Source organism: Nonomuraea sp. NPDC050451 (genome assembly GCF_044458585.1).
Window position 1 is genome coordinate 38,806 of sequence record NZ_JBITHZ010000057.1, and the last position, 18,408, is coordinate 57,213.

The following is an 18,408-nucleotide window of genomic DNA, read 5'->3' on the forward strand; positions in this document are numbered from 1 at the left end:
GGTGGGTGTTCCGGTGGGGGATCGCCTTACGGAACACCCGCCGGACCTCCCGCGCGAGATGCGACTGTCACCCAGCGGGGGACGGCGTCCTGCTCCCAAAGCTGTCTCGAACCCCAATGCAGCTGTGAGCTAGATCACGCTTGAGGTTGACCTTGGGTCAGGGTGGAAGCTCGGCGCAGCGGCGAGACGCCGACCCGGATGTAACAACTTCGAAGGGCAAACCACCATGACGATCACCCGTTCCGATCAGGACAAGAGCACCCTGCCTGCAGCTGCGGCCGGGCAGGATCGCCCGGAGCTGCACAAGGCGATCGAGGAGATCGTCGAGTCCGGTTTCCTCGGGGTGTCGCTGCGCGTACACGATGAGCGGGGCGAGTGGGTCGGCAGCGCCGGGGTGGCCGAGCTGGGCGGGACCGCCAAGCCGCCGGTCAACGGGCATGCCCGGATCGGCAGCAACACCAAGACCTTCACCGCGACCCTGGTGCTGCAGCTGGTGGCCGAGGGCAAGATCGAGCTGGACACCTTGGCGGCCGACTACCTGCCCGAGTTCGGGCTGGATCGGCGGATTACGGTGCGGATGCTGTTGCAGCACACCAGCGGGCTGTTCAACTTCACCGGCGAGGTGTACGACGATGGGGCGATCGTGCACGGGATCCCCGTGCCCTACAGCACCACGGGCAAGGAGTGGGTGGACAACCGGTTCCACACCTACCGGCCTGAGGAACTGGTACGTCTGGCGCTGTCCAAGCCGGCCCGGTTCGAGCCGGGCACGGGCTGGAGCTATGCCAACACCAACTACGTGCTGGCCCGGCTGCTGATCGAGCAGGTCACCGGCCGCTCGCTGGCCGAAGAGATGCAGCGGCTGATCCTGGGGCCGCTCGGGCTGTCGGGCACCGTGGTGCCGAACGCCTCGCCGGAGATTCCTGCGCCGCACGCCCACATCTACTACCGCTACGAGGAAGACGGCCAGCACAAGACGATCGACATCACCCGCTACAACCCCTCCTGGGTCTCCACCGGCGGTGACATGATCTCGACCACCCAGGATCTGCACACGTTCATCTCCGCGCTGGTAGGTGGCAAGCTCCTGCCGGCCGCACTGCTGGCCGAGATGTTCACCCCGCACGCCACGGGCATCCCGAACATGGACTACGGGCTGGGGGTGTTCGTCCAGAAAACCGACTGCGGCGGCACTGTCATCACCCACAACGGCGGCAACGTCGGCTCCGCGACGCTGATGTACAGCACGCCCGATGGCAGCAAGACCCTGACCGCCGTACTGAACTGGGTGGACGACGCCGCCATGTCCATAGCGACAGCGTTCCCGAACGCTCAGCAAAAGCTCGTCAACAAGGTGTTCTGCGGCAAGCAGGCCGATCCGGCCCGGCCGGCGCGCTGAACACCTGTGACCCGCACACCTCCAGAGGCGACCCCTTCCGGGTCATGCATCAGGGAGAACGTGAACCGGGGCCACATGCACGGCTGCGGTCCGCCTGGTCGCCGAGCTCGGGCACAAGGCAGAATTCTGCCGATGAACGGAGTCACGATCGGGCAGGCGGCGGCATTCGTCGGCGTCACAGTCAAGACGGTGCGCCACTACCACAAGCTCGGCCTGGTCAAGGAGCCGGAACGCGACAGCTCCGGCTACCGCAGGTACGGATCGGCCGAGCTGTTGCGGCTGGTGCAGATCCGGACGCTGGCCGCCGCCGGGGTGCCGCTGGCCGAAGTCGGGCCCCTGCTCGACGCCGACGCCGCCCAGTTCGCCGCCGCGCTCGCCGACGTCGAGCGGCAGCTCACCGAACGGATCGAGGAGCTGATCGCGCGCCGTGACATGCTGCACCGGCTCGCCGACGGAGACCGGGCCCTGCTGCCCGACCGCGCCGTGGCGCTGCTGGTGCGGATGTCCGGCCTCGGCTTTCCCGCGGAGCAGGTGGCGGCCACCAGGGAGGGCTGGGTACTGGCCAGGGCCCTGGTCCCCGAGGGCTTCGACGACTTCCTCACCCATGTCGAGCACGCCCTCGACGACCCCCGCTTCGTCGCGTTGAGCAAGCAGGCCACCGAAGCCACGGCATGGGAGCCGGACGACCCACGCCTGGCCGAACTCGCCACCGCCATTGCCGACCACCTCCTCGCCAACCCCGCACACCTGAAGATCGTGACCGGCCTGCAAGCCCGCACCGACGCCGCGTCCCGGTACCACCTGATCGCCCACCACGGCGAACAGCAGGGATCGGCCACGGCCCAGGGGGTCGCGATCGTCGAGGCCAAGCTCCGCGCCGCGGGCATCCATATTCCCAGACCAGACACCCACTGACCGGCCGGGATCTGCCCGCAGACACCGCTGGAGCGGCTCGTCCCACGCTGGGGCATCGCCTCAGCCAGCCACGCGTCCTTCGAAGGAGCGGCCAAAAGGACAGGATCGCGCAGCCAGGCCGGGCACGACGGGCGATTCGCCGTCCAGCTCGAGGAAAGCCTCAGGACAAGGACGCCGGCTGTTGGCCGCGATCCTGGCCGCTACACCCCCTCCTCGTCCACTCCGCTGTCGCCCTCAGGCACGTCGGGTCTCTCGCCGAGCTGCCGCAGCCCTTCGGCCGGCGCGGAGGAGGCGATGGCGTAGCGGCCCAGGACGTTGAGGTGGGCGTGACCAAGCGGGCTGAGCCGGGCGGCGTCCTCGTCTTTGACCGGGATGCCGTGGGCGCGCAACTGGTCGACGGCGGCCGACAGGTACTTCGAGTTCCACAGCGCGACGGCGTTGACGACAAGACCAAGAGCCGCCAGTTGGTCTTCTTGTCCTTCGCGGTAGGCCTGACGGATCTTCCCGCCGTTGCCGTGGCAGATCTTGCGGGCCAGCCGGTGCCGGGATTCCTGGACGGTGAGCTGCTTGTTCAGTCTGCGCCGGTAGGTGTCGTCGATCGGGTCCAGGATGGACAGCAGGTGCAGGGTCTTGTCGATGCGGCCGTACTCGGCGAACGCTTGCCCGAGCGGGGTCGGGCGCCCGCCTCGGGCGAACATGCGCAGCAGGTCGTAGGCGCGCACCTGGTTGGTCACGGGGGTCAGAGAGATTTGGAACGGAATCCGGCGTTAACGGGGTTCCCGCTGGTCAGCGAGCCGAGCGTTTCCCTGCCTCCGAACGCGGCCCCGCGCCGGATTCCGTTCGGTTTCACAGCGCGACATTGATCTACTTACTGTCATGGTAGGTAGCACTTAGTAACGATTGTGTTGCTCTGATGACGCTGTGTGTGATGAGTCATACGTTGCGTGCATGCCTGTCGACTTCCTGAGCGACTCAGAAGCGGCGAAGTACGGCAGTTACGACGGTCCGCCCTCCCGGGCCGAGATGGAGAAGATCTTCTTTCTCGACAACGAGGACATGGCCCTCATCAAGGGGCATCGCGGCCGGCACATCCGCTGCGGCTTCGCCCTCCAGCTCGTGACCGTCCGCTACCTGGGGTGCTTCCTGGCCGACCCGCTGGAGGTGCCGAACGAGGTCCTGGACGTCGTCGCCGCCCAACTGCAGATCGAGGATCCGTCCTGTGTGAAGCGCTACACCGAGCGGGACAAGACGCGGCTGGAGCACACCTGGGAGATCGCCAAGGCGTTCGGGCTGAAGGACTTCGCCTCGGCCGAGGCCGAGCTGGCGGGCAAGGTGCGGGCGCACGCCTGGAACACCGGCGACGGCCCCACCGCGTGCTTCCAGTACGCGGTGCGCTGGCTGCGGCAGAACGACGTGCTGCTGCCCGGGATCAGCACGCTGACCCGGCTGGTGGCGCGCGAGCGGGAACGCGCCACGCGGGAACTGCACGACCCGCACACCAACGTCCCTGAAACGGTCCCGATATCCAGAGCACAACCAAGATCGTTAATCCGGTTGTCGGTTTCCCAAGTCGTCTGCACGGATGCGCGAAGTGGTCTGCACGCTGCGGCGCACCCCGGGAAGCGGTCAGGGTCCGCGCGGTGCGCGGGCACTGATCCGTTGTGGGGTTTCCTGCGGTACGCGGTGGTGGGCCGGAGGCATGGTGGAGCTGGATGCGGCCGGTTTCAGGCGGGGCGGCGGATGGCCTGTACGGCGGTGTCGTAGAGGTCGAACATGTCGGCCTGTCCGCGCAGGCGTACCCATTCCTCGTTGGCCACCTGCAGGCAGACGATCGCCGCGGCCGCGATCGCGCGGGCTTGCAGGGTGCGGCGGTCGGAGTCGTGCAGCCGGGGCTCGAGCAGCGGTGCGAACAGGTCTTGCCAGCGGGCTTGCTTCTCGGCGTGTCCGGCGCGTAGGGAATCGTTGCCGAACAGCAGCGTGATGAACTCCAGGCGCCCTTCGGCTGTCATGTCGATCTCCTCAAGCACCTGGAACGCCGCGCGCAGCGCCGCCCAGGCATCCTCGCCGGCCGGGCGCTCGGCGAGGCGCGCGGCGATCAGTTCACCCTGTTCGGCCAGGCTGCTGAGCGCGAGGTCTTCCTTGTTGCGGAAGTAGTTGAACAGGGTCCGCCGGGAGACGCCCGCGGCGGCGGCGACCTCTTCGAGGGTCGTGTTGTCGTAGCCCTTGGCGGCGAACAGCTCGATAGCGGTCCGGGCGAGCAGCGAGCGGACCACGGAGCGGGTCTGTTCCCGAAGAGGTGTCGGTTTCTGAGCCATGCACCGATGGTACGTCATCTCACACGATGCAGCTATTTGCACTCCGTGCATTTTGGTGCGTAGAGTGAACGGCATGAGCAGAATCGACTACCGCCGCCAGACCGTCATCGTCACCGGCGCCAGCTCCGGCCTCGGCGCCGAATTCGCCCGCCAGCTCGCCCGTCGCGGCGCCAACCTGGTCCTGGTCGCCCGCCGGGCCGACCGCCTGGAGAGCCTGGCCGCCGAGCTCACCCGGGCCCACGGCGTCACGGTGACCACCGTCGCCCGTGACCTGGGCCTGCCGGATGCCGGCCGCACCCTGCGCGCCGAACTGGAGTCCCGTGGCATTTTCGCGACCGGGCTGGTCAACAACGCCGGGTTCGGCACCCATGACGCGTTCACCGACGAGGACCCCGACCGGCTGCAGAGCATGATCGCGCTGAACATCGCCTCGCTGGTCGACCTCAGCCGTGCCTACGTCGGCCCGCTGACCGCCACCGGCAACGGCATCCTGATCAACGTCGCCAGCCTGCTCGGCTTCCAGCCGAACCCGTACATGAGCGTCTACGGCGCCACCAAGGCCTTCGTCCTGAGCTTCACCGAAGCGCTGTGGGAAGAGGCCCGCGGCACCAGCCTGCGCGTCCTGGCGGTGTGCCCGGGCGCCACGAAGACCGAGTTCTACGAGGCCGCCGGCAGCCAGTCCGCCGACTACGGCACGAAACGGGCCACTCCCGAGCAGGTCGTCAAGATCGCCCTAGACACGCTCGACCGCCGCTCCGCACCGCCGTCGGTGATCACCAACAGCCGCTCGCTCGCCGTCGCCAGCAAGCTCCTGCCCCGCCGCACCATGGTCCGGATCATGGGCTGGGCGGCCCGCCGCTCGCGCCCCCAGCCGGCCGCCGCCCGCACCAACCGCTGAGGACAGCCCGCACACCCAGCCCTCCACTGCCATCCGCACCAACCGTTGAGGAGCACCGTCATGACCGTCACCGACGTCACCGCCCAGCCCACCGACGCGGAGCGTTTCCAGCACATCCTGCAGGTGCAGCGCGCCGCCTACCTGCGCGACGGCGCACCTTCCCTGGCCGCGCGCCGCAGCGATCTGGCCAGGTTCAAGGCGGCGCTGATCGCCCGGCGCGGCGCGATCGAGGAAGCGATCAACACCGACTTCGGACACCGCTCCCGCCACGAGACCGCGTTCATGGAGATCGTCGGCGTCGTGCAAAACATCGACTACCTGCAGCGCAACCTGCGCCGATTCATGCGCCCGACCCGCCGCCGCATCGACCTGCTGCTGCGTTTCGGCAGCAACCGCATCGAATACCAGCCACTGGGCGTGGTCGGGGTCATCTCACCGTGGAACTACCCGGTCAACCTGTCCCTGGTGCCCGTGGTCACCGCGATCGCCGCCGGCAACCGGGTGATGCTCAAACCCTCGAAACTCACCCCGGCGACGAACGCGGTGCTCGCGGCGATGCTCGCCGAGCTGTTCCCGCCCGAGCAGGTCACCATGGTCAGCGGCGACGGCTCCGCATTCTCCGGCCTGCCGTTCGACCATCTCGTCTTCACCGGCAGCACCGAGGTCGGCCGGGCCGTGATGAAGGCCGCCAGCGAGCACCTCGTCCCCGTCACCCTGGAACTGGGCGGCAAGTCCCCGACCATCGTGGCCAAGGGACACGTAACGGATCAGGCCGTCTCCGACATCGTCTTCGGCAAACTGCTGTCCGGCGGGCAGACCTGCATCGCCCCCGACTACGCCCTGGTGCACGAATCCGAGATCGACACCTTCATCGCCAGTTTCGACAGGCTCGTCAAGGCCGCCTACCCCGACGGCCCGACCAGCGACGACTACACCTCGATCGTCGACGACAAGCAATACAAAGTCCTCACCGGCCTGCTCGACGACGCCCGCACCCACGGCGCCCAGGTGATCGAGGTCGGCCACCGGCCGCACGAGGCCGCCGACCGTCCGCACACCCTCGCGCCGACTGTCGTGCTCGGCGTCACCGACGACATGCGCATCGCCCACGAGGAGATCTTCGGACCCATCCTGCCGATCTTCGGCTACCGCACCATCGACGACGCCATCGACTACGTCAACGCCCGGCCCCGGCCCCTCGCCCTCTACTACTTCGGCGGCGACGGCCCCGACCGGCGCAACGTCCTCGACCGCACCACCTCCGGCAACGTCACCATCAACGGCACCCTCATGCACGTCGCCCAGGACGACCTGCCCTTCGGCGGCGTCGGCGCCAGCGGCATGGGCAAATACCACGGCATCGAAGGATTCCGCACCCTCAGCCACCCCAAGGGCATCTACACACAAGGACGCTGGAACGCCACCCGCCTGCTGCGCGCCCCCTTCAACAAGCGCACCGATGCCCTCCTCAACTTCTTCCTCCGCTGACAACAGCCATCACCCGCGCCACGCAGGTCTTCCCCCCCACCCCACAAGTGCGGCCTTCGTCGAGACCATCGGCGGCTCGGCAAAGACCCCGAGCGGCGACCTCGCGCACCAGGACGCACCACACCCGCGCCTCGGCCAAGCCCTGGCCGAGGCGAACACCTCCGAAAAGGAAGCCCACCGATGACTGACCACGACCTCGTTCTCGTCACCGGCGCCGGCGGCGTCGGCCGCCTCGTCACCGAACGGCTACGCGCGCACAACGTGCCGGTCCGCGTCCTGACCCGCCGCGAGAACGACCGCACGGCCGAGGTGCGGGCCCTGGGCGCCGAGGTCGTCACCGGGGACCTGACCCGGCCCGAAACGGTGGCGGCCGCGCTCGACGGCGTCCGCCGGACGTACTTCGGGCTCAGCGTGTCCCCAAACCACCTGCTGGCGGCGACCGTCATGGCCACCGTCGCGAAGGCGCACGGCGAACTCGACCTGCTGGTGGACATGTCGCAGATGACGGTGTCGCAGATGACCGCCACCAGCACTGAGGAATCCCACCAGCAAAGGCTGCACTGGCTGGCCGAGCAGGTGCTGGACTGGTCGGGCCTGCCCGTGGTGCACGTACGCCCGACGACCTTCCTCGACAACCCGCTGTTCACCGCCCTCGCGGCAGAGTCGATCCGCGCCAACGGCACCCTCGCCCTGCCGTTCGGCACCGGACGCACCTCGCCGGTCGCTGCCGACGACGTCGCCCAGGTGGTCGCGACCATCCTGCGCGATCCCGGTGAGCACTCCGGCAAGGTGTACGAGCTGACCGGACCACGAACACTCGACATGACCGAAGTAGCCCAGGAATTCTCCAAAGCGCTCGGCCGCACGGTCACCTACCGGGACGTCCCCCTGCAACAGTGGCGCACCGAGGTACTCGCCAAGGCGGGCCTGCCACAGCACACCGAGCAGCACATCGCGACCATGGCACAACTGCACCACGCGAACCGTTACGACAGAGCGACCACCGACGTCGAACGCATCACCGGGAAACGGCCCCTGACCGTCGAGGAGTTCGTCACCGCCCGCAAGGACTTCTACCTCGGCTGACTGCCGCAGCAATCCCAGGCGGCGGCATCACCGAAGCCACCGCCAGGCACGTCAACGGCGCGCCCGACCGCGACTTCCGTGGACGACACGTCTGTCCCGTCCTAGGGGGCGCCGCGGCCCCGCCGCGGGATAGCCGTCCGCATGCGGCTGTTTCATAGGCGAACACCTATGAAACACCGCGTCCGGCCGGGCGCGTCCAGGGCGAGCGCTGTTTCATAAGTCGATGCAAACGGGTGGTGGTCTGAAACACTCCTATGAAACGATCTCAGGGTGCACGACGATGACTTCCTGCGCGTAGAGGCCCACGACTGCCCGATGACCTCCTGCGCCGCCCCCGCCGGATCGCCCTGCCGCACCGGCCGGGGCAAGGTGGCCATCCAGTACCACACCCCCCGCTTCCGGCTCGCGCCCGCGTTCGCCAAGGCGCTCAACGTCCCCACCCCTGCCCTCCGCAAACCGGGCACGGCGTGGGCCCAGCTGCCCCGCCCGGCCGCGGCCGACGCCGAGCCCGCCGGGCACGCGCGGATCGGCTACGCCCGCGCCTCCACCGTCCGTCAGTCCCTGGACACCCAGCTCGACGCGCTCCAGACCGCCGGCGTCACCCGCGTCTTCGCCGAGAAGATCTCCACCCGGGCCACCATCCGGCCCGAGCTCGACAAGGCCGTCACCCTGGCCCGGGAACTGCGCGCGGCCGGGGTGGCGGTCACCCTCGTGGTGCACGAGCACAAGCGGCTCGGCCGCGGCCTGGATCTGGCCGCCCTCGCCGAGCAACTGAAGGCGGCCGGCATCGGGCTGGAGTTCCTCACCGGCGAACTGCAAGGCTCCCATGATCCCTCGGGCGTGGTGTTCACCGTACTGGCGGCCCTGTCGGGGATGGAACGCGAGTACATCCGTGACCGCACCCTGGAAGGCCACGAATCCGCCCGCGCCCGCGGCAAACACATCGGCGGCGCCGCCGTCACCGACGAGAACATGCTGTCCATGGCCCTGCACCTGCGCGCCCAGGACCTCAGCCTGCGCGACATCGCCGCCCGGCTCGTCATCACCAGCGGCAAGAAGAGGGGCCGTCACCCCTCGGCCGCGACCGTCCTGCGCATGCTGCGCGACCACGACCAGCAGAGCGCGACCTGACGGGTCCGGCCCATCAACGCCGGGAACGACTGAACGCGGGAGCTATTGCAGGCGGATCGCCTCGGCCGTCCGGTGGCAGACCGAGTACACCGGGTTCCCGCCGGCGTCCAGCCCGCCACCAAGCGGTCATCGATCACCACGGTGTCCTACTCGCCCGGGGCGACCATTCCCATCACCAGGCCCGTTAGCCACGGCCACGACGTCTCAACGGTGTCGCTGGCCGTCAGCGGGTGGCGGACCTGCACCGGCGACGCGTCCGGGAACGGGTTCGCCTTGCCGGGCCAGCGCTCCCGCCAATGCCTCCACGCCCAGCTCCAGGTCCGACTTGGCCAGCGTCGCCTCGATCGTGCCCGCGGCCAGCTCATCGGCCAGCGCCAGGATGACCGTGTAGCTCGCCGCGAACGCATCCACCGCAGCGACGTACTGGTCGACCTTCGCGGCCTCGGCCGCGTTCAGGTCCTGGGCCTGCCAGCGCTCGCCGGTCTCGACCCACAGCCACATGTCATCGCGCTGCACCCCGAACACCTGCTTGATCCGCTCAACGGTGTGGTCGTCCAGCAGATGCGGGGCAGCCGCGCCGGCTCCAAGGCCCGCAACTGATCGCGGTTTGCGCCCAGCTGCTCCAGGACGACCGCGGTCATCATGTCCACGTCGGTCACCGGCCGCCACTCGGGCTCGCCCCGGCCGTCCCTGCCGCCACCATCACCACGCGCCATGCCTCAGATCGTCCCAGACCGGCACCATCTGCCCGCCGTACCTTCAACACATCGAGACTCAGGGCCGCCTCCCGCACCATGATCATTATCAGCGCCAACCTTCTACCAGCGATGGAACGGAATCCGGCGTTAACCACGTGCAGAGGACCGCATCGGCAGGGAGTCGCTGACCTGGGAGAACCCCGTTAACGCCGGATTCCGTTCCAAATCTCTCTGACCCCCGACTCTTGGGCGCTTGCGCCTGGCGTACGCCGGGCGCGGTTGTGACCCTGCTCAAGCTCCTGGGGGTGTGTGCTTCCCGCCCGCCCGGTTCAGCCCCGGAGGGTGGCGAGCCAGTCGGTCAGCAGGCGGTTGACCTCGTCGGGGCGCTCCTGCTGGATCCAGTGGCCGCAGCCGTCCAAGAGGTGGGAGGCCGACAGGCCGGGGAGGGTGGCGGGGTAGGCGTCGATGGCGTCGGACATCCAGGTGGTGGAGGCGTCCAGGGCGCCGCCGATGAACAGGGACGGCTGCTTGATCGGGGCTCCACGGTGCGGGGCGAGCTCTTCCCAGTCTCGGTCCATGTTGCGGTAGCGGTTAAGCGCACCGGTGAACCCGGTGCGCTCGAACTCCCCGGCGTAGACGTCGAGGTCGTCCTCGCTCAGCCAAGCCGGGAGGACCCCCGGGGGGAAGCGGTCGCGCAGCCGGCCGCCGTGGGTGACGAAGTGCGGGTCGGGCTCGCCCGGGGCAGGCATGGTGTCGGCGGACAGGGCCGCGTAGAAGCCCGCGAGCCAGCCCCGGACGTCGGGCTCGATCTCCGCCTCGGCACGGCCGGGCTCTTGGAAGTAGGAGACGTAGAACTCCTGCTCGTGGCCGCCGATCTGGGCGAAGATCTCGCTGGGGCGGGGGCCGCCGGGCGGTGCGTAAGGGACGCTCAGCAGGCCGACGGCGCGGAAGACGTCGGGGTGGAGCAGGGCCGAGGCGGCGGCGATGCTGGAGCCCCAGTCGTGGCCGACGACCACCGCACTCTCCTCGCCGAGGGCGCGCACGACGGCGAGGTTGTCCTCCACCAGATCGAGCATGCGGTAGGCGTCGATCGCCTTCGGCTTGGAGGAGCGGCCGTAACCGCGCACGTCGATCGCCACCGCCCGGTGGCCGGCCGCGGCCAGGGCCGGGAGCTGGCGGCGCCAGGAGTACCAGGACTCGGGGAAGCCGTGCACGAGCAGGACCAGCGGGCCGGTGCCCTGCTCGACCAGGTGCAGGCGCCCGGCCGGGGCCTCGACGGTGCGGTGGCGGAGCTCGGCGGTCGGCTCGGGCTGCATGGGCTTCTCCTCGGTTCGCGGGCGGGTGCGGCTACCCATCGATCCTGCTGCGCGGCACCCGCCCGACGCGACCAGGCTTGCCATTCTGGCAAACTCACAGGACAGAGCGGTGGAGCGGCACGGCAAGAAGGAGCGGGCAAGGTGGCAGGCGACGACGTGGACGGCACGCTGGCCGCGATCGGGCCACGGTTGCGGGCCGCGCGTGAGCACCACGGCGCGACGCTCGCCGGTGTCAGCTGCGCGACCGGCATCTCGACCAGCACGCTGTCCCGGATCGAGACCGGCCGGCGCAAGCCCACCCTGGAGGTGCTGCTGCAGCTGTCGAAGGAGTACGGCGTCTCCCTGGACGAGCTGGCCGGCACGGCACCCACCCCCGCGGCCGAGCCGCGCGCTAGGGCGCCGCTGAGCTTCGGGGATGACAAGGCGGTGCTGCCGTTGACCCGGTACGTCGGCGGCCTGCACGCCCACAAGCATGTCCTGCCCGCTCTCGAGGACCCGCCCGCGCGGCCCCGTCAGGTCTCCCACGACGGCCACGAGTGGCTGTGCGTCCTGTACGGGCGGCTGTGGCTCGCGCTCGGCGACCAAGACCTCATCCTGACCGCCGGGGACGTCGCCGAGTTCGACACCCGCATCCCCCACGGGGTGGCGAACGCCGGACTCGGCGGACCGGTGGAGTATCTGATCATGTTCGGACCGCAGGGGGAGCGCCTACGGCTGCGCACCCCTCCAGCCGCCGGTCGCGGGAGCCGCCGGCCGAATCGTGCCCAGGCCGGCCGCGAGGCGCAGTCGTAGGCTCCGGAACCGCTCCGATACGACAGCGAAACCGCGACGTGCGCGCAGGTTCGCGGCCAAGGACCGCGTCGGCCGGGCCACCCCTTCCTTGCAGATCGCCTAGCGGCGGGGCCATCAGGAATGGTTTGAGGGCCGCCAGCATCTCCTCGGGTCCTCTTCGGCCGGATAGTGGCCGCGGTCGGGGATGATCACGCTTTCCATGTCGTCGGCGGGTGACGATTGCCCGGTAGCCGGTGATCACTCCGCGCTCTTCCATCCTCCTGAGACGTCGCAGGCACGGCGCGTTGGCGGGGCAGTACCAGACAAAGGGGTAGTCGTCCTCTGTCCTGGGCGATCCCCACCCCGTGGCCAACTTGGGGACACGATGATGGGCTCCGGAGGTGACGATGGCCGCGCATCGCGTCGAGCCTCCGTCGCGGTGTCGGAGGATACTGCAACAGCATCCGGCGTTCCATCCGGTTCCGCTGATCAGCGAGCCGCGCGGAGAACAGACTGCCCATCGCACCGTGCATGCCGTGGCCGGTGCATGTCATCGATGCTGTCGGCGACCATGACGCCCACCAGCGACATCACCTTCGCCGCGGAGAAGGCCCCGGTGCCGTCGTTCGAGGCCGCAGCCAGACCGTACTGTCCGACCAGCGTGGGCAGACCGCACCACCGACCCTAGGCCACCGTCCGCGATCAGGTCTGGGGTGTCGAACCGGACGAGACCAGTGGATCCCGGAATGAAAACAACCTCGCCGGAATGATGCTCTTCAAGCACGAAGGGCGTTGATCAGGGCGTCGACGGCGGCGAGCGCGGCGGAGGTGTCGAGTCCTGCGCGGGAGACCAGGGACAGGCCTTGGACGGTGAACAGCGCCAGCTGCGCCTGGGCCTCGGGGGTGGCGGCACGGGTGACCTCGCCGCCGGCCTGCGCGCGCCGCAGGGCGTCGGCGACGATCTGGGTGAAACGGGCGTGCGAGCGGGCCACGATGTCGCGGGCCTCGACGTCCTGCGGGACCAGTTCGGCGGTGGTGTTGCCGATCATGCACCCTTGCGGAACGCCGGCGTCGGAGGCGTGCTCCTGTGCCCGGGCCGGGTTGGCGAGGACCTCGCGCAGTGCGGGCAGCACCGGCCCGGACTCCAGAGCCGTGATCAGCTCGCGCTCGTAGGTGTCCCAGTACAGCTGGACCGTCGCCAGGTAGAACTGCCGCTTATCGCCGAAGGCGCCGTACAGGCTGCCTCGCTCCAGACCCAGCGCGTCGACGAGGTCCTGGACGGAGGTCTCTGCGTAGCCCCGGGACCAGAACAGCAGCAGCGCGCGCTCCAGGGCCTGGTCCTTGTCGAACGCGCGGGGGCGTCCTGTGCGTGCCATAGCTCCAGGTTACGACTTTTTGACCGCTCACACAAAAGTCTGTACGTTGATGGCCGGGCGACTTATTGAACGGTTGCATAGAAGTTGCTGGCGCGCTCGCGCACCAGCGGAGAAAGGCAGGACCCCATGGACTTCCACGGCAAGACGGCGCTGATCACCGGATCGGGTGCCATCGGCGGGCTCGGGCACGCCACGGCGAAGATTCTCGCCGCCAGTGGGGCAAACGTGATCATTACCGGCACCGACCCGGACCGCGGCGCCCGGGTCGTGGTCGACGTACGGCAGAGCGCGACCGGCACCGTGCGCTTCATCGGCGCCGACCTGGCCGACCCGCAGGCCGTGCGGCGGCTGGCCGACGACGCCGGGGCGGTGGACATCCTGGTCAACAACGCGGGCGTCGTCCCGTTCAGCACGACCGCCGACCAGGACCTCACCGCCTACGACGCCGCCTTCGCGGTCAACGTGCGCGCACCGTTCATCATGGTCGCCCGGCTCGCACCGAAGATGGCCGCCGGCGGGGGCGGCAGCATCGTCAACGTCACCTCCACCGCCGCCGGCCTGGGCATGCCGCCGATGGCGGTCTACGGCGCCACGAAAGCAGCGCTGGAATCCCTGACCCGCACCTGGGCCGCCGAATTCGCCGCCTCCAACGTGCGCGTCAACGCCGTGGCGCCCGGCCCGATGACCACCTCCAAGGTGGTGGCGGCCATGGGTCCGGACCTCGGCGGCATGGGACTGACGACCGCGCTCAAGCGCGCCGCCGACCCCGCCGAGGTCGCCCGGGTCATCGCCTTCATCGCCGGCGACCAGGCCAGCTACGTCACCGGCGCCGTCGTGGCCGCCGACGGCGGCCGTACCGCCATCTGACCCCCGACACGACGGCCAGGGCCACGTCCGCGGTGAGGGATCCGGCGTCAGGCGGGTGTCTCACGATGGCGGGGATGGCCCGTCACCATCACCACAATCACGCGCCTTGGCGCGAGTCAGGAGAACGAGTCCCATGGGTCGTCTTGCAGGAAAGCGCGCACTGATCACGGGCGGGACGAGCGGCATCGGGCTGGAAAGTGCCCGGCAGTTCCTCGCCGAGGGAGCGGCTGTCGCGATCACCGGCCGCTCGCGGGAACGGCTGGATGAGGCCGCCCGGCAGCTGGACGGCCCGGTGTTGTCCATCGTCAGCGACGCCGGAGACGTGCCCGGCCAGGCGGCGCTCGCGGCGCGGCTGCGGCAGGAGTGGCCGCGGCTCGACATCGTGATGAGCAACGCCGCCGACGTCACCCACCTGCCGATCGAGCAATGGACCGAGGAGGCGTTCGACCGGCTCGTCGCCACCAACCTCAAGGGGCCGTTCTTCCTGATCAAGGCCCTGCTGCCGCTGTTGTCCCGGCAGGCGTCCGTCATCCTCGTCGGCTCCGTCTCCGCCTTCGTCGGGCACGAGCACGCGGCGGTCTACGGCGCCGCCAAGGCCGGTCTGCTGTCCCTGTCGCGCGGGCTGACCTACGAGCTGAAGGAGCGGGGCGTCCGCGTCAACGGGCTGAGCCCGGGGCCGACCCTCACCGACACGTTCGCCTCGCTCGGCCCCGAGCGGCAGGCCGCCCTGTACGACGAGCTGCGGCGGACCGTGCCCTTGCATCGCATCGGCACCGCCACCGAACTGGCAAAAGCGGCCGTCTACCTGGCCTCTGACGAGTCCGCCTACACCGCCGGCACCGTCCTGCGCGTCGATGGCGGCATCGGAGAACTCGCCTACTGACCTCAATTCGTCAGCAGTCCTGCCTACGCTCTCGGTTGTGTGGATTGGCGCGGTCTTTCATAACGAACACCTATGAAACATCGCTTCCAGTCGGGGCGAGCGCGTCTTGCAGGAGGAGGAGCGGGCCCGGCAGGTGTTCCCCAGGGTCCTGGCCCGCTTCGAGGCGGCCCTGCAGGCACTGCCCGCCGAACAGGCCGGTCATCCCGTCACCCTGGCCCTGGCCGAACTGGTCGCCATCCGGGCTGAGCGCTTGCGCCGCGGCGGCGGGTTCGTGACCCTTCCGGAGCTGGCCGACATCCTGGACCGCCACTTTCCCGCCACATCGGCGTAGCCCCCGGATGCCCGGGCCGTTCGTCACCGCCCAGGCCCACGGGCGTCAACCCGCGCCCGGGGCCGGACGGTCGGCGAGCGCCCGGTAGACGCTGGCCACGGACGGGTGCTTGCCCGTGTTCTTACCCGTGGGGATGACCAGCTTGCGGGCGATGTCGGGCACGGCCACGCCGCGCTCGCGCAGCGACCGCGCGTAGGCGATCATGTCGTCGTCGAACACCTTCGGGCGTCCGCCGTGCCGGCCCCGCTCGCGCGCTGAGGCCTGCCCCTCCAGCGATTTTTCCCGGATGTACTCGCGTTCGGACTCGGCCATCCCGGCGAAGAAGGCGAACAAGGCCGCCCCGTGCCCGGAGGGGTTGTAGATGCCCTGCAGCGGGCCGGTCAGCAGCTCCAGCTCGATGTCGTGCTGGCGCAGTTCCTCGGCGATGGTCAGCAGTTCGGCGGCCCCGCAGCCCAGGCGTTTCATCTCGTGCACGGTGAAGATCAACCGCTGGTGCGGGACGGCGCGCTTGATGGTGCGCGCGTACTCCAACGCCTTGGCGAACTCCGGCCGCACTTTGACGCGGGTGCTGATCTTCTCGGCGAAGACCGGCTCACAGCCCGCCTCGGCCAGGGCGTCGAGCTGGCTCTGCAGCTCCTGCTGGGCGGTGCTGCAGCGGGCGTAGCCGACCCGCGTCGATTTCGCCGCGGCGGTCGGCAGCGCGGCCTCGATCGCCGGGCCCGCTTGCCAGGCGCGGCCCGGCCCGCGCCCGGGCGGGGTCCGCACCTCCAGCTCGGCCCGGAGCTGGGGCGCCAGCATGAAGCGGGGCGTGTGGTACTTGGGGGCGACCTTGCCGCCCCGGGTCCGGCAGGCGCTGCCCGCGGGCGCCTGGCACATGGGACAATCGTTATCTTGGGTCGCTCGCAGCCGTCAGGCATGTTGGGCAAGTGGGTGGTCCGGGAACGTGCCTGACGAGTATTCAGGGGTTGTAAGGCACGTTAGCCATGTGAGGCACCCGGCTGGAGGCGGACGCGACGCCGGCGGCCGGCGGATGCCCTTGGCGGTCGTGACCCTTACCGGGCCGTCACCGGCGAACGGGTCCGTCAACGGGCATCCGATGGCGCACCACGGCAGCTTCCGTCGATCGTGCTCGGCGAGCCTGACGCCCTGGACGAGCTGATTGAGCTGGGCGCGGCGTTCGCCCCGAGGAGGGCGACTTCGAGCTGCGCCTCTTCGACTCACCCACCGAGGAGCCGACCCGGCTGCCGGCGATCGGGGCCTACCACCAGCAGGTCGGGGTCATCTGGAACGGCGGGAGGACGCTCAGCCCGGGGCGGGCCACAGGCGGATGGTGCCGTCCGCGGACAGGCTGGCCAGCAGCCGGTCGTCCCAGCTGTAGCGCACGCTGAAGATCTCCCCGGTGTGGCCGGTTAGGGTGAACCGCCGGCCTGTGGCGAGATCCCACACCTCGACTGTCCGTTTGTCGGCGGATCGATCGGCGACCTGGTTCCCTCGAAAGTTCATTGTGCCCCGGTCGGCGGGGATGGCGGCAGGTTTCGTCTCGCCGGTGTCGAGGTCGATGAGGCGGGTGATGATCCAGCCGCCGTCGATCCTCGTCTCCGTGACGACCGCCGTCCGCGCGCCGGGCACGAACCATGTGCTCACGTCCTGCGTCATCTCAACGGAGCTCACGCGGACCCGTCGCCTGACGTCCCAGTACTCGATGCTGGGGCCGCCCCTGTCCAGGCGCAGGCTCCGCCCGTCGGAGCTGAGGGCGACGCTTGCCACGTGGGCACCGGTGTCGATGGAGCCGAGCAGCCTGCCGTCATCCAGGCTCCATAGCCGGATCTTCCCGTTCGCGAGCACGCCTGCCAGCACACCGCCGGCGATGTGCTGGGCGAGCACGCCGGTGAAGATGAAGGTGCGCTGGTCTCCCCACAGCCGTCTGACCGCCAGGGAACCGCTCGGGCGACTCCAGCGGATCAGGTAGGACCGGCTCCCTTCGACCGGCACCACGGGCTCCAGGTCGTACCCGGGCAGCGGGTTGTACCCGTGTAGGGGGCCGTCGATGACCTTTCCCGTCGCGGAATCGAACAGCCACATCTCCACGCCGGCCTTCACCGTCACGAGAATCTTGCCGTCAGGCGTGAAGTGCGATGAGCCGGCGATGGTCCCGTCGTCGATGCGGGCTCCCGTGCGGGCGTTCCACAGCGTGAGCTTGTCGCTGTCCGGCACCTTGACGACGAGCACGCCGCCGTCGGGGCTGAACGTGGGGATGTCGGTCCCTGACGCCAGGGGCCCGCCGATCCGGGTGCAGGTGCGCGGCTCCCACAGTTGGAAGTTGCCGGGCTCTAGGCTGGTGAGCAGGACGCGACCGTCAGGGCTGAAGTACAGCGTGCGGGTCGTGGCGGCGGTTTTGGGCAGGACGGTCCTGCACAGTTCCGCCCCGGTCCGCAGGTCCAGGATCGACAGGTTCACCGGCGATTCGAGCGCGGCCACCAGCCGACCCGCGGTGCTGAAGGCCACGTTACCGGGGCCGGGCACGCTGCGGCCGATGGGACGTCCGGTCTCCAGGTCCCACAGCCGGATTCGCCCGTCCGTCTGCTGCACTGTCATGGTCCGGTTGTCGTCGAGAAAGTGCATGCTTTTGGCCCTACCGGTCAGAAGGGTGCGAGAGGAACTGTCGGGCGGCAGCGTGCGGACCGGGGCGACGCACACGACCAGCGCGGCGGCGAGGCCCGCGAACGCTGCGATCCTGCTGCGCCCGCGCCGCCGCGGGCTCCGCTCGGGCGGCCTCAGCGCGGTGCTGGCCAGCCAGTCCTGCATCCGGATGTGCCGGAACCGGTACTCCCCGCCGAAGCGGGCTTCCCCTCGTAACGTGGAGACCGAACCAAGAGAGGTTTGGTCTTGGCAGGAACCACGAGGCGTCGCTTTGATCCGGAGTTCCGGGCTGGG

At 69.5% G+C, this 18,408-nt stretch carries 17 protein-coding genes and 1 pseudogene; 11 read left to right on the forward strand and 7 right to left on the reverse strand.

Going from position 1 to position 18,408, the window contains the following annotated elements:
- Window positions 1-226: 226 nt before the first annotated feature.
- Window positions 227-1,399: a serine hydrolase domain-containing protein gene (locus ACIBI9_RS63290; RefSeq protein ID WP_397238021.1), complete on the forward strand. Its 1,173-nt coding sequence runs from the start codon at window positions 227-229 to the stop codon at window positions 1,397-1,399.
- Between the two features lie 132 nt (window positions 1,400-1,531).
- Window positions 1,532-2,314 (forward strand): MerR family transcriptional regulator, encoded by a 783-nt coding sequence (locus ACIBI9_RS63295; protein WP_397238023.1) that lies wholly within the window; start codon window positions 1,532-1,534, stop codon window positions 2,312-2,314.
- A 200-nt stretch (window positions 2,315-2,514) separates the two neighbouring features.
- Here ACIBI9_RS63295 and ACIBI9_RS63300 read toward each other — a convergent pair.
- A pseudogene (locus ACIBI9_RS63300) lies at window positions 2,515-3,048 on the reverse strand (Tn3 family transposase); the annotation flags it as partial.
- A gap of 214 nt (window positions 3,049-3,262) precedes the next feature.
- Between ACIBI9_RS63300 and ACIBI9_RS63305 the strand changes: the two are divergent.
- Entirely contained in the window at window positions 3,263-4,078 is an 816-nt protein-coding gene (locus ACIBI9_RS63305; RefSeq protein WP_397238025.1) for a DUF4158 domain-containing protein, read from the forward strand.
- Here ACIBI9_RS63305 and ACIBI9_RS63310 read toward each other — a convergent pair.
- Window positions 4,039-4,587, reverse strand: coding sequence for a TetR/AcrR family transcriptional regulator (locus tag ACIBI9_RS63310; RefSeq protein WP_397238027.1), 549 nt, complete (start codon window positions 4,585-4,587; stop codon window positions 4,039-4,041). The two genes, ACIBI9_RS63305 and ACIBI9_RS63310, sit on opposite strands and share 40 nt — an antisense overlap.
- Window positions 4,588-4,702: 115 nt before the next feature.
- On the opposite strand from ACIBI9_RS63310, the gene ACIBI9_RS63315 reads away from it, so the two are divergent.
- From ACIBI9_RS63315 to ACIBI9_RS63330, 4 genes are all read left to right on the forward strand, one after another.
- Window positions 4,703-5,527, forward strand: a complete 825-nt coding sequence (locus tag ACIBI9_RS63315) for an SDR family NAD(P)-dependent oxidoreductase (RefSeq protein WP_397238029.1) — start codon at window positions 4,703-4,705, stop codon at window positions 5,525-5,527.
- A gap of 60 nt (window positions 5,528-5,587) precedes the next feature.
- Window positions 5,588-7,015, forward strand: a complete 1,428-nt coding sequence (locus ACIBI9_RS63320; RefSeq protein WP_397238031.1) for a coniferyl aldehyde dehydrogenase — start codon at window positions 5,588-5,590, stop codon at window positions 7,013-7,015.
- Between the two features lie 180 nt (window positions 7,016-7,195).
- Complete coding sequence (locus ACIBI9_RS63325) at window positions 7,196-8,101, forward strand: NmrA family NAD(P)-binding protein (protein WP_397238033.1); 906 nt, start codon at window positions 7,196-7,198, stop codon at window positions 8,099-8,101.
- 270 nt (window positions 8,102-8,371) lie between these two features.
- On the forward strand, window positions 8,372-9,232 hold the full coding sequence (locus ACIBI9_RS63330) for a recombinase family protein (RefSeq protein ID WP_397238035.1): 861 nt from the start codon (window positions 8,372-8,374) through the stop codon (window positions 9,230-9,232).
- A 204-nt stretch (window positions 9,233-9,436) separates the two neighbouring features.
- Here ACIBI9_RS63330 and ACIBI9_RS63335 read toward each other — a convergent pair whose 3' ends face one another.
- Both ACIBI9_RS63335 and ACIBI9_RS63340 read right to left on the reverse strand, forming a co-directional pair.
- Window positions 9,437-9,748, reverse strand: a complete 312-nt coding sequence (locus ACIBI9_RS63335) for a hypothetical protein (RefSeq protein WP_397238037.1) — start codon at window positions 9,746-9,748, stop codon at window positions 9,437-9,439.
- A gap of 511 nt (window positions 9,749-10,259) precedes the next feature.
- On the reverse strand, window positions 10,260-11,246 hold the full coding sequence (locus ACIBI9_RS63340; RefSeq protein ID WP_397238039.1) for an alpha/beta fold hydrolase: 987 nt from the start codon (window positions 11,244-11,246) through the stop codon (window positions 10,260-10,262).
- 141 nt (window positions 11,247-11,387) lie between these two features.
- Between ACIBI9_RS63340 and ACIBI9_RS63345 the strand changes: the two genes are divergently transcribed.
- Entirely contained in the window at window positions 11,388-12,038 is a 651-nt protein-coding gene (locus ACIBI9_RS63345; RefSeq protein ID WP_397238041.1) for a helix-turn-helix domain-containing protein, read from the forward strand.
- Window positions 12,039-12,793: 755 nt separating this feature from the next.
- On the opposite strand, the gene ACIBI9_RS63350 is transcribed toward ACIBI9_RS63345, so the two are convergent.
- Entirely contained in the window at window positions 12,794-13,393 is a 600-nt protein-coding gene (locus ACIBI9_RS63350) for a TetR/AcrR family transcriptional regulator (RefSeq protein ID WP_397238043.1), read from the reverse strand.
- A 126-nt stretch (window positions 13,394-13,519) separates the two neighbouring features.
- Between ACIBI9_RS63350 and ACIBI9_RS63355 the strand changes: the two genes are divergently transcribed.
- The 3 genes from ACIBI9_RS63355 (at window position 13,520) to ACIBI9_RS63365 (ending at window position 15,474) form a co-directional block, all read left to right on the forward strand.
- Window positions 13,520-14,260, forward strand: a complete 741-nt coding sequence (locus ACIBI9_RS63355) for an SDR family NAD(P)-dependent oxidoreductase (RefSeq protein ID WP_397238045.1) — start codon at window positions 13,520-13,522, stop codon at window positions 14,258-14,260.
- 133 nt (window positions 14,261-14,393) lie between these two features.
- On the forward strand, window positions 14,394-15,143 hold the full coding sequence (locus ACIBI9_RS63360) for an SDR family oxidoreductase (RefSeq protein WP_397238047.1): 750 nt from the start codon (window positions 14,394-14,396) through the stop codon (window positions 15,141-15,143).
- Window positions 15,144-15,249: 106 nt separating this feature from the next.
- A complete protein-coding gene (locus ACIBI9_RS63365; RefSeq protein ID WP_397238049.1) occupies window positions 15,250-15,474 on the forward strand; it encodes a hypothetical protein in 225 nt (74 codons plus the stop codon).
- A 45-nt stretch (window positions 15,475-15,519) separates the two neighbouring features.
- Here ACIBI9_RS63365 and ACIBI9_RS63370 read toward each other — a convergent pair whose 3' ends face one another.
- The gene (locus tag ACIBI9_RS63370) at window positions 15,520-16,350 is read right to left on the reverse strand and encodes a recombinase family protein (protein WP_397238051.1); all 831 of its coding nucleotides are present in this window, start codon (window positions 16,348-16,350) and stop codon (window positions 15,520-15,522) included.
- A 426-nt stretch (window positions 16,351-16,776) separates the two neighbouring features.
- The coding region (locus ACIBI9_RS63375; RefSeq protein WP_397238053.1) for a WD40 repeat domain-containing protein at window positions 16,777-18,408 on the reverse strand (1,632 nt) is incomplete at its 5' end.

Excerpts from the sequence above, each read along its gene's own strand:
- ACIBI9_RS63290 (WP_397238021.1), top strand. The coding sequence starts at position 227 with ATGACGATCACCCGTTCCGATCAGGACAAGAGCACCCTGCCTGCAGCT.
- ACIBI9_RS63295 (WP_397238023.1), top strand. The coding sequence starts at position 1,532 with ATGAACGGAGTCACGATCGGGCAGGCGGCGGCATTCGTCGGCGTCACA.
- ACIBI9_RS63305 (WP_397238025.1), top strand. The coding sequence starts at position 3,263 with ATGCCTGTCGACTTCCTGAGCGACTCAGAAGCGGCGAAGTACGGCAGT.
- ACIBI9_RS63315 (WP_397238029.1), top strand. The coding sequence starts at position 4,703 with ATGAGCAGAATCGACTACCGCCGCCAGACCGTCATCGTCACCGGCGCC.
- ACIBI9_RS63320 (WP_397238031.1), top strand. The coding sequence starts at position 5,588 with ATGACCGTCACCGACGTCACCGCCCAGCCCACCGACGCGGAGCGTTTC.
- ACIBI9_RS63325 (WP_397238033.1), top strand. The coding sequence starts at position 7,196 with ATGACTGACCACGACCTCGTTCTCGTCACCGGCGCCGGCGGCGTCGGC.
- ACIBI9_RS63340 (WP_397238039.1), bottom strand. The coding sequence starts at position 11,246 with ATGCAGCCCGAGCCGACCGCCGAGCTCCGCCACCGCACCGTCGAGGCC.
- ACIBI9_RS63350 (WP_397238043.1), bottom strand. The coding sequence starts at position 13,393 with ATGGCACGCACAGGACGCCCCCGCGCGTTCGACAAGGACCAGGCCCTG.
- ACIBI9_RS63355 (WP_397238045.1), top strand. The coding sequence starts at position 13,520 with ATGGACTTCCACGGCAAGACGGCGCTGATCACCGGATCGGGTGCCATC.
- ACIBI9_RS63360 (WP_397238047.1), top strand. The coding sequence starts at position 14,394 with ATGGGTCGTCTTGCAGGAAAGCGCGCACTGATCACGGGCGGGACGAGC.
- ACIBI9_RS63370 (WP_397238051.1), bottom strand. The coding sequence starts at position 16,350 with ATGTGCCAGGCGCCCGCGGGCAGCGCCTGCCGGACCCGGGGCGGCAAG.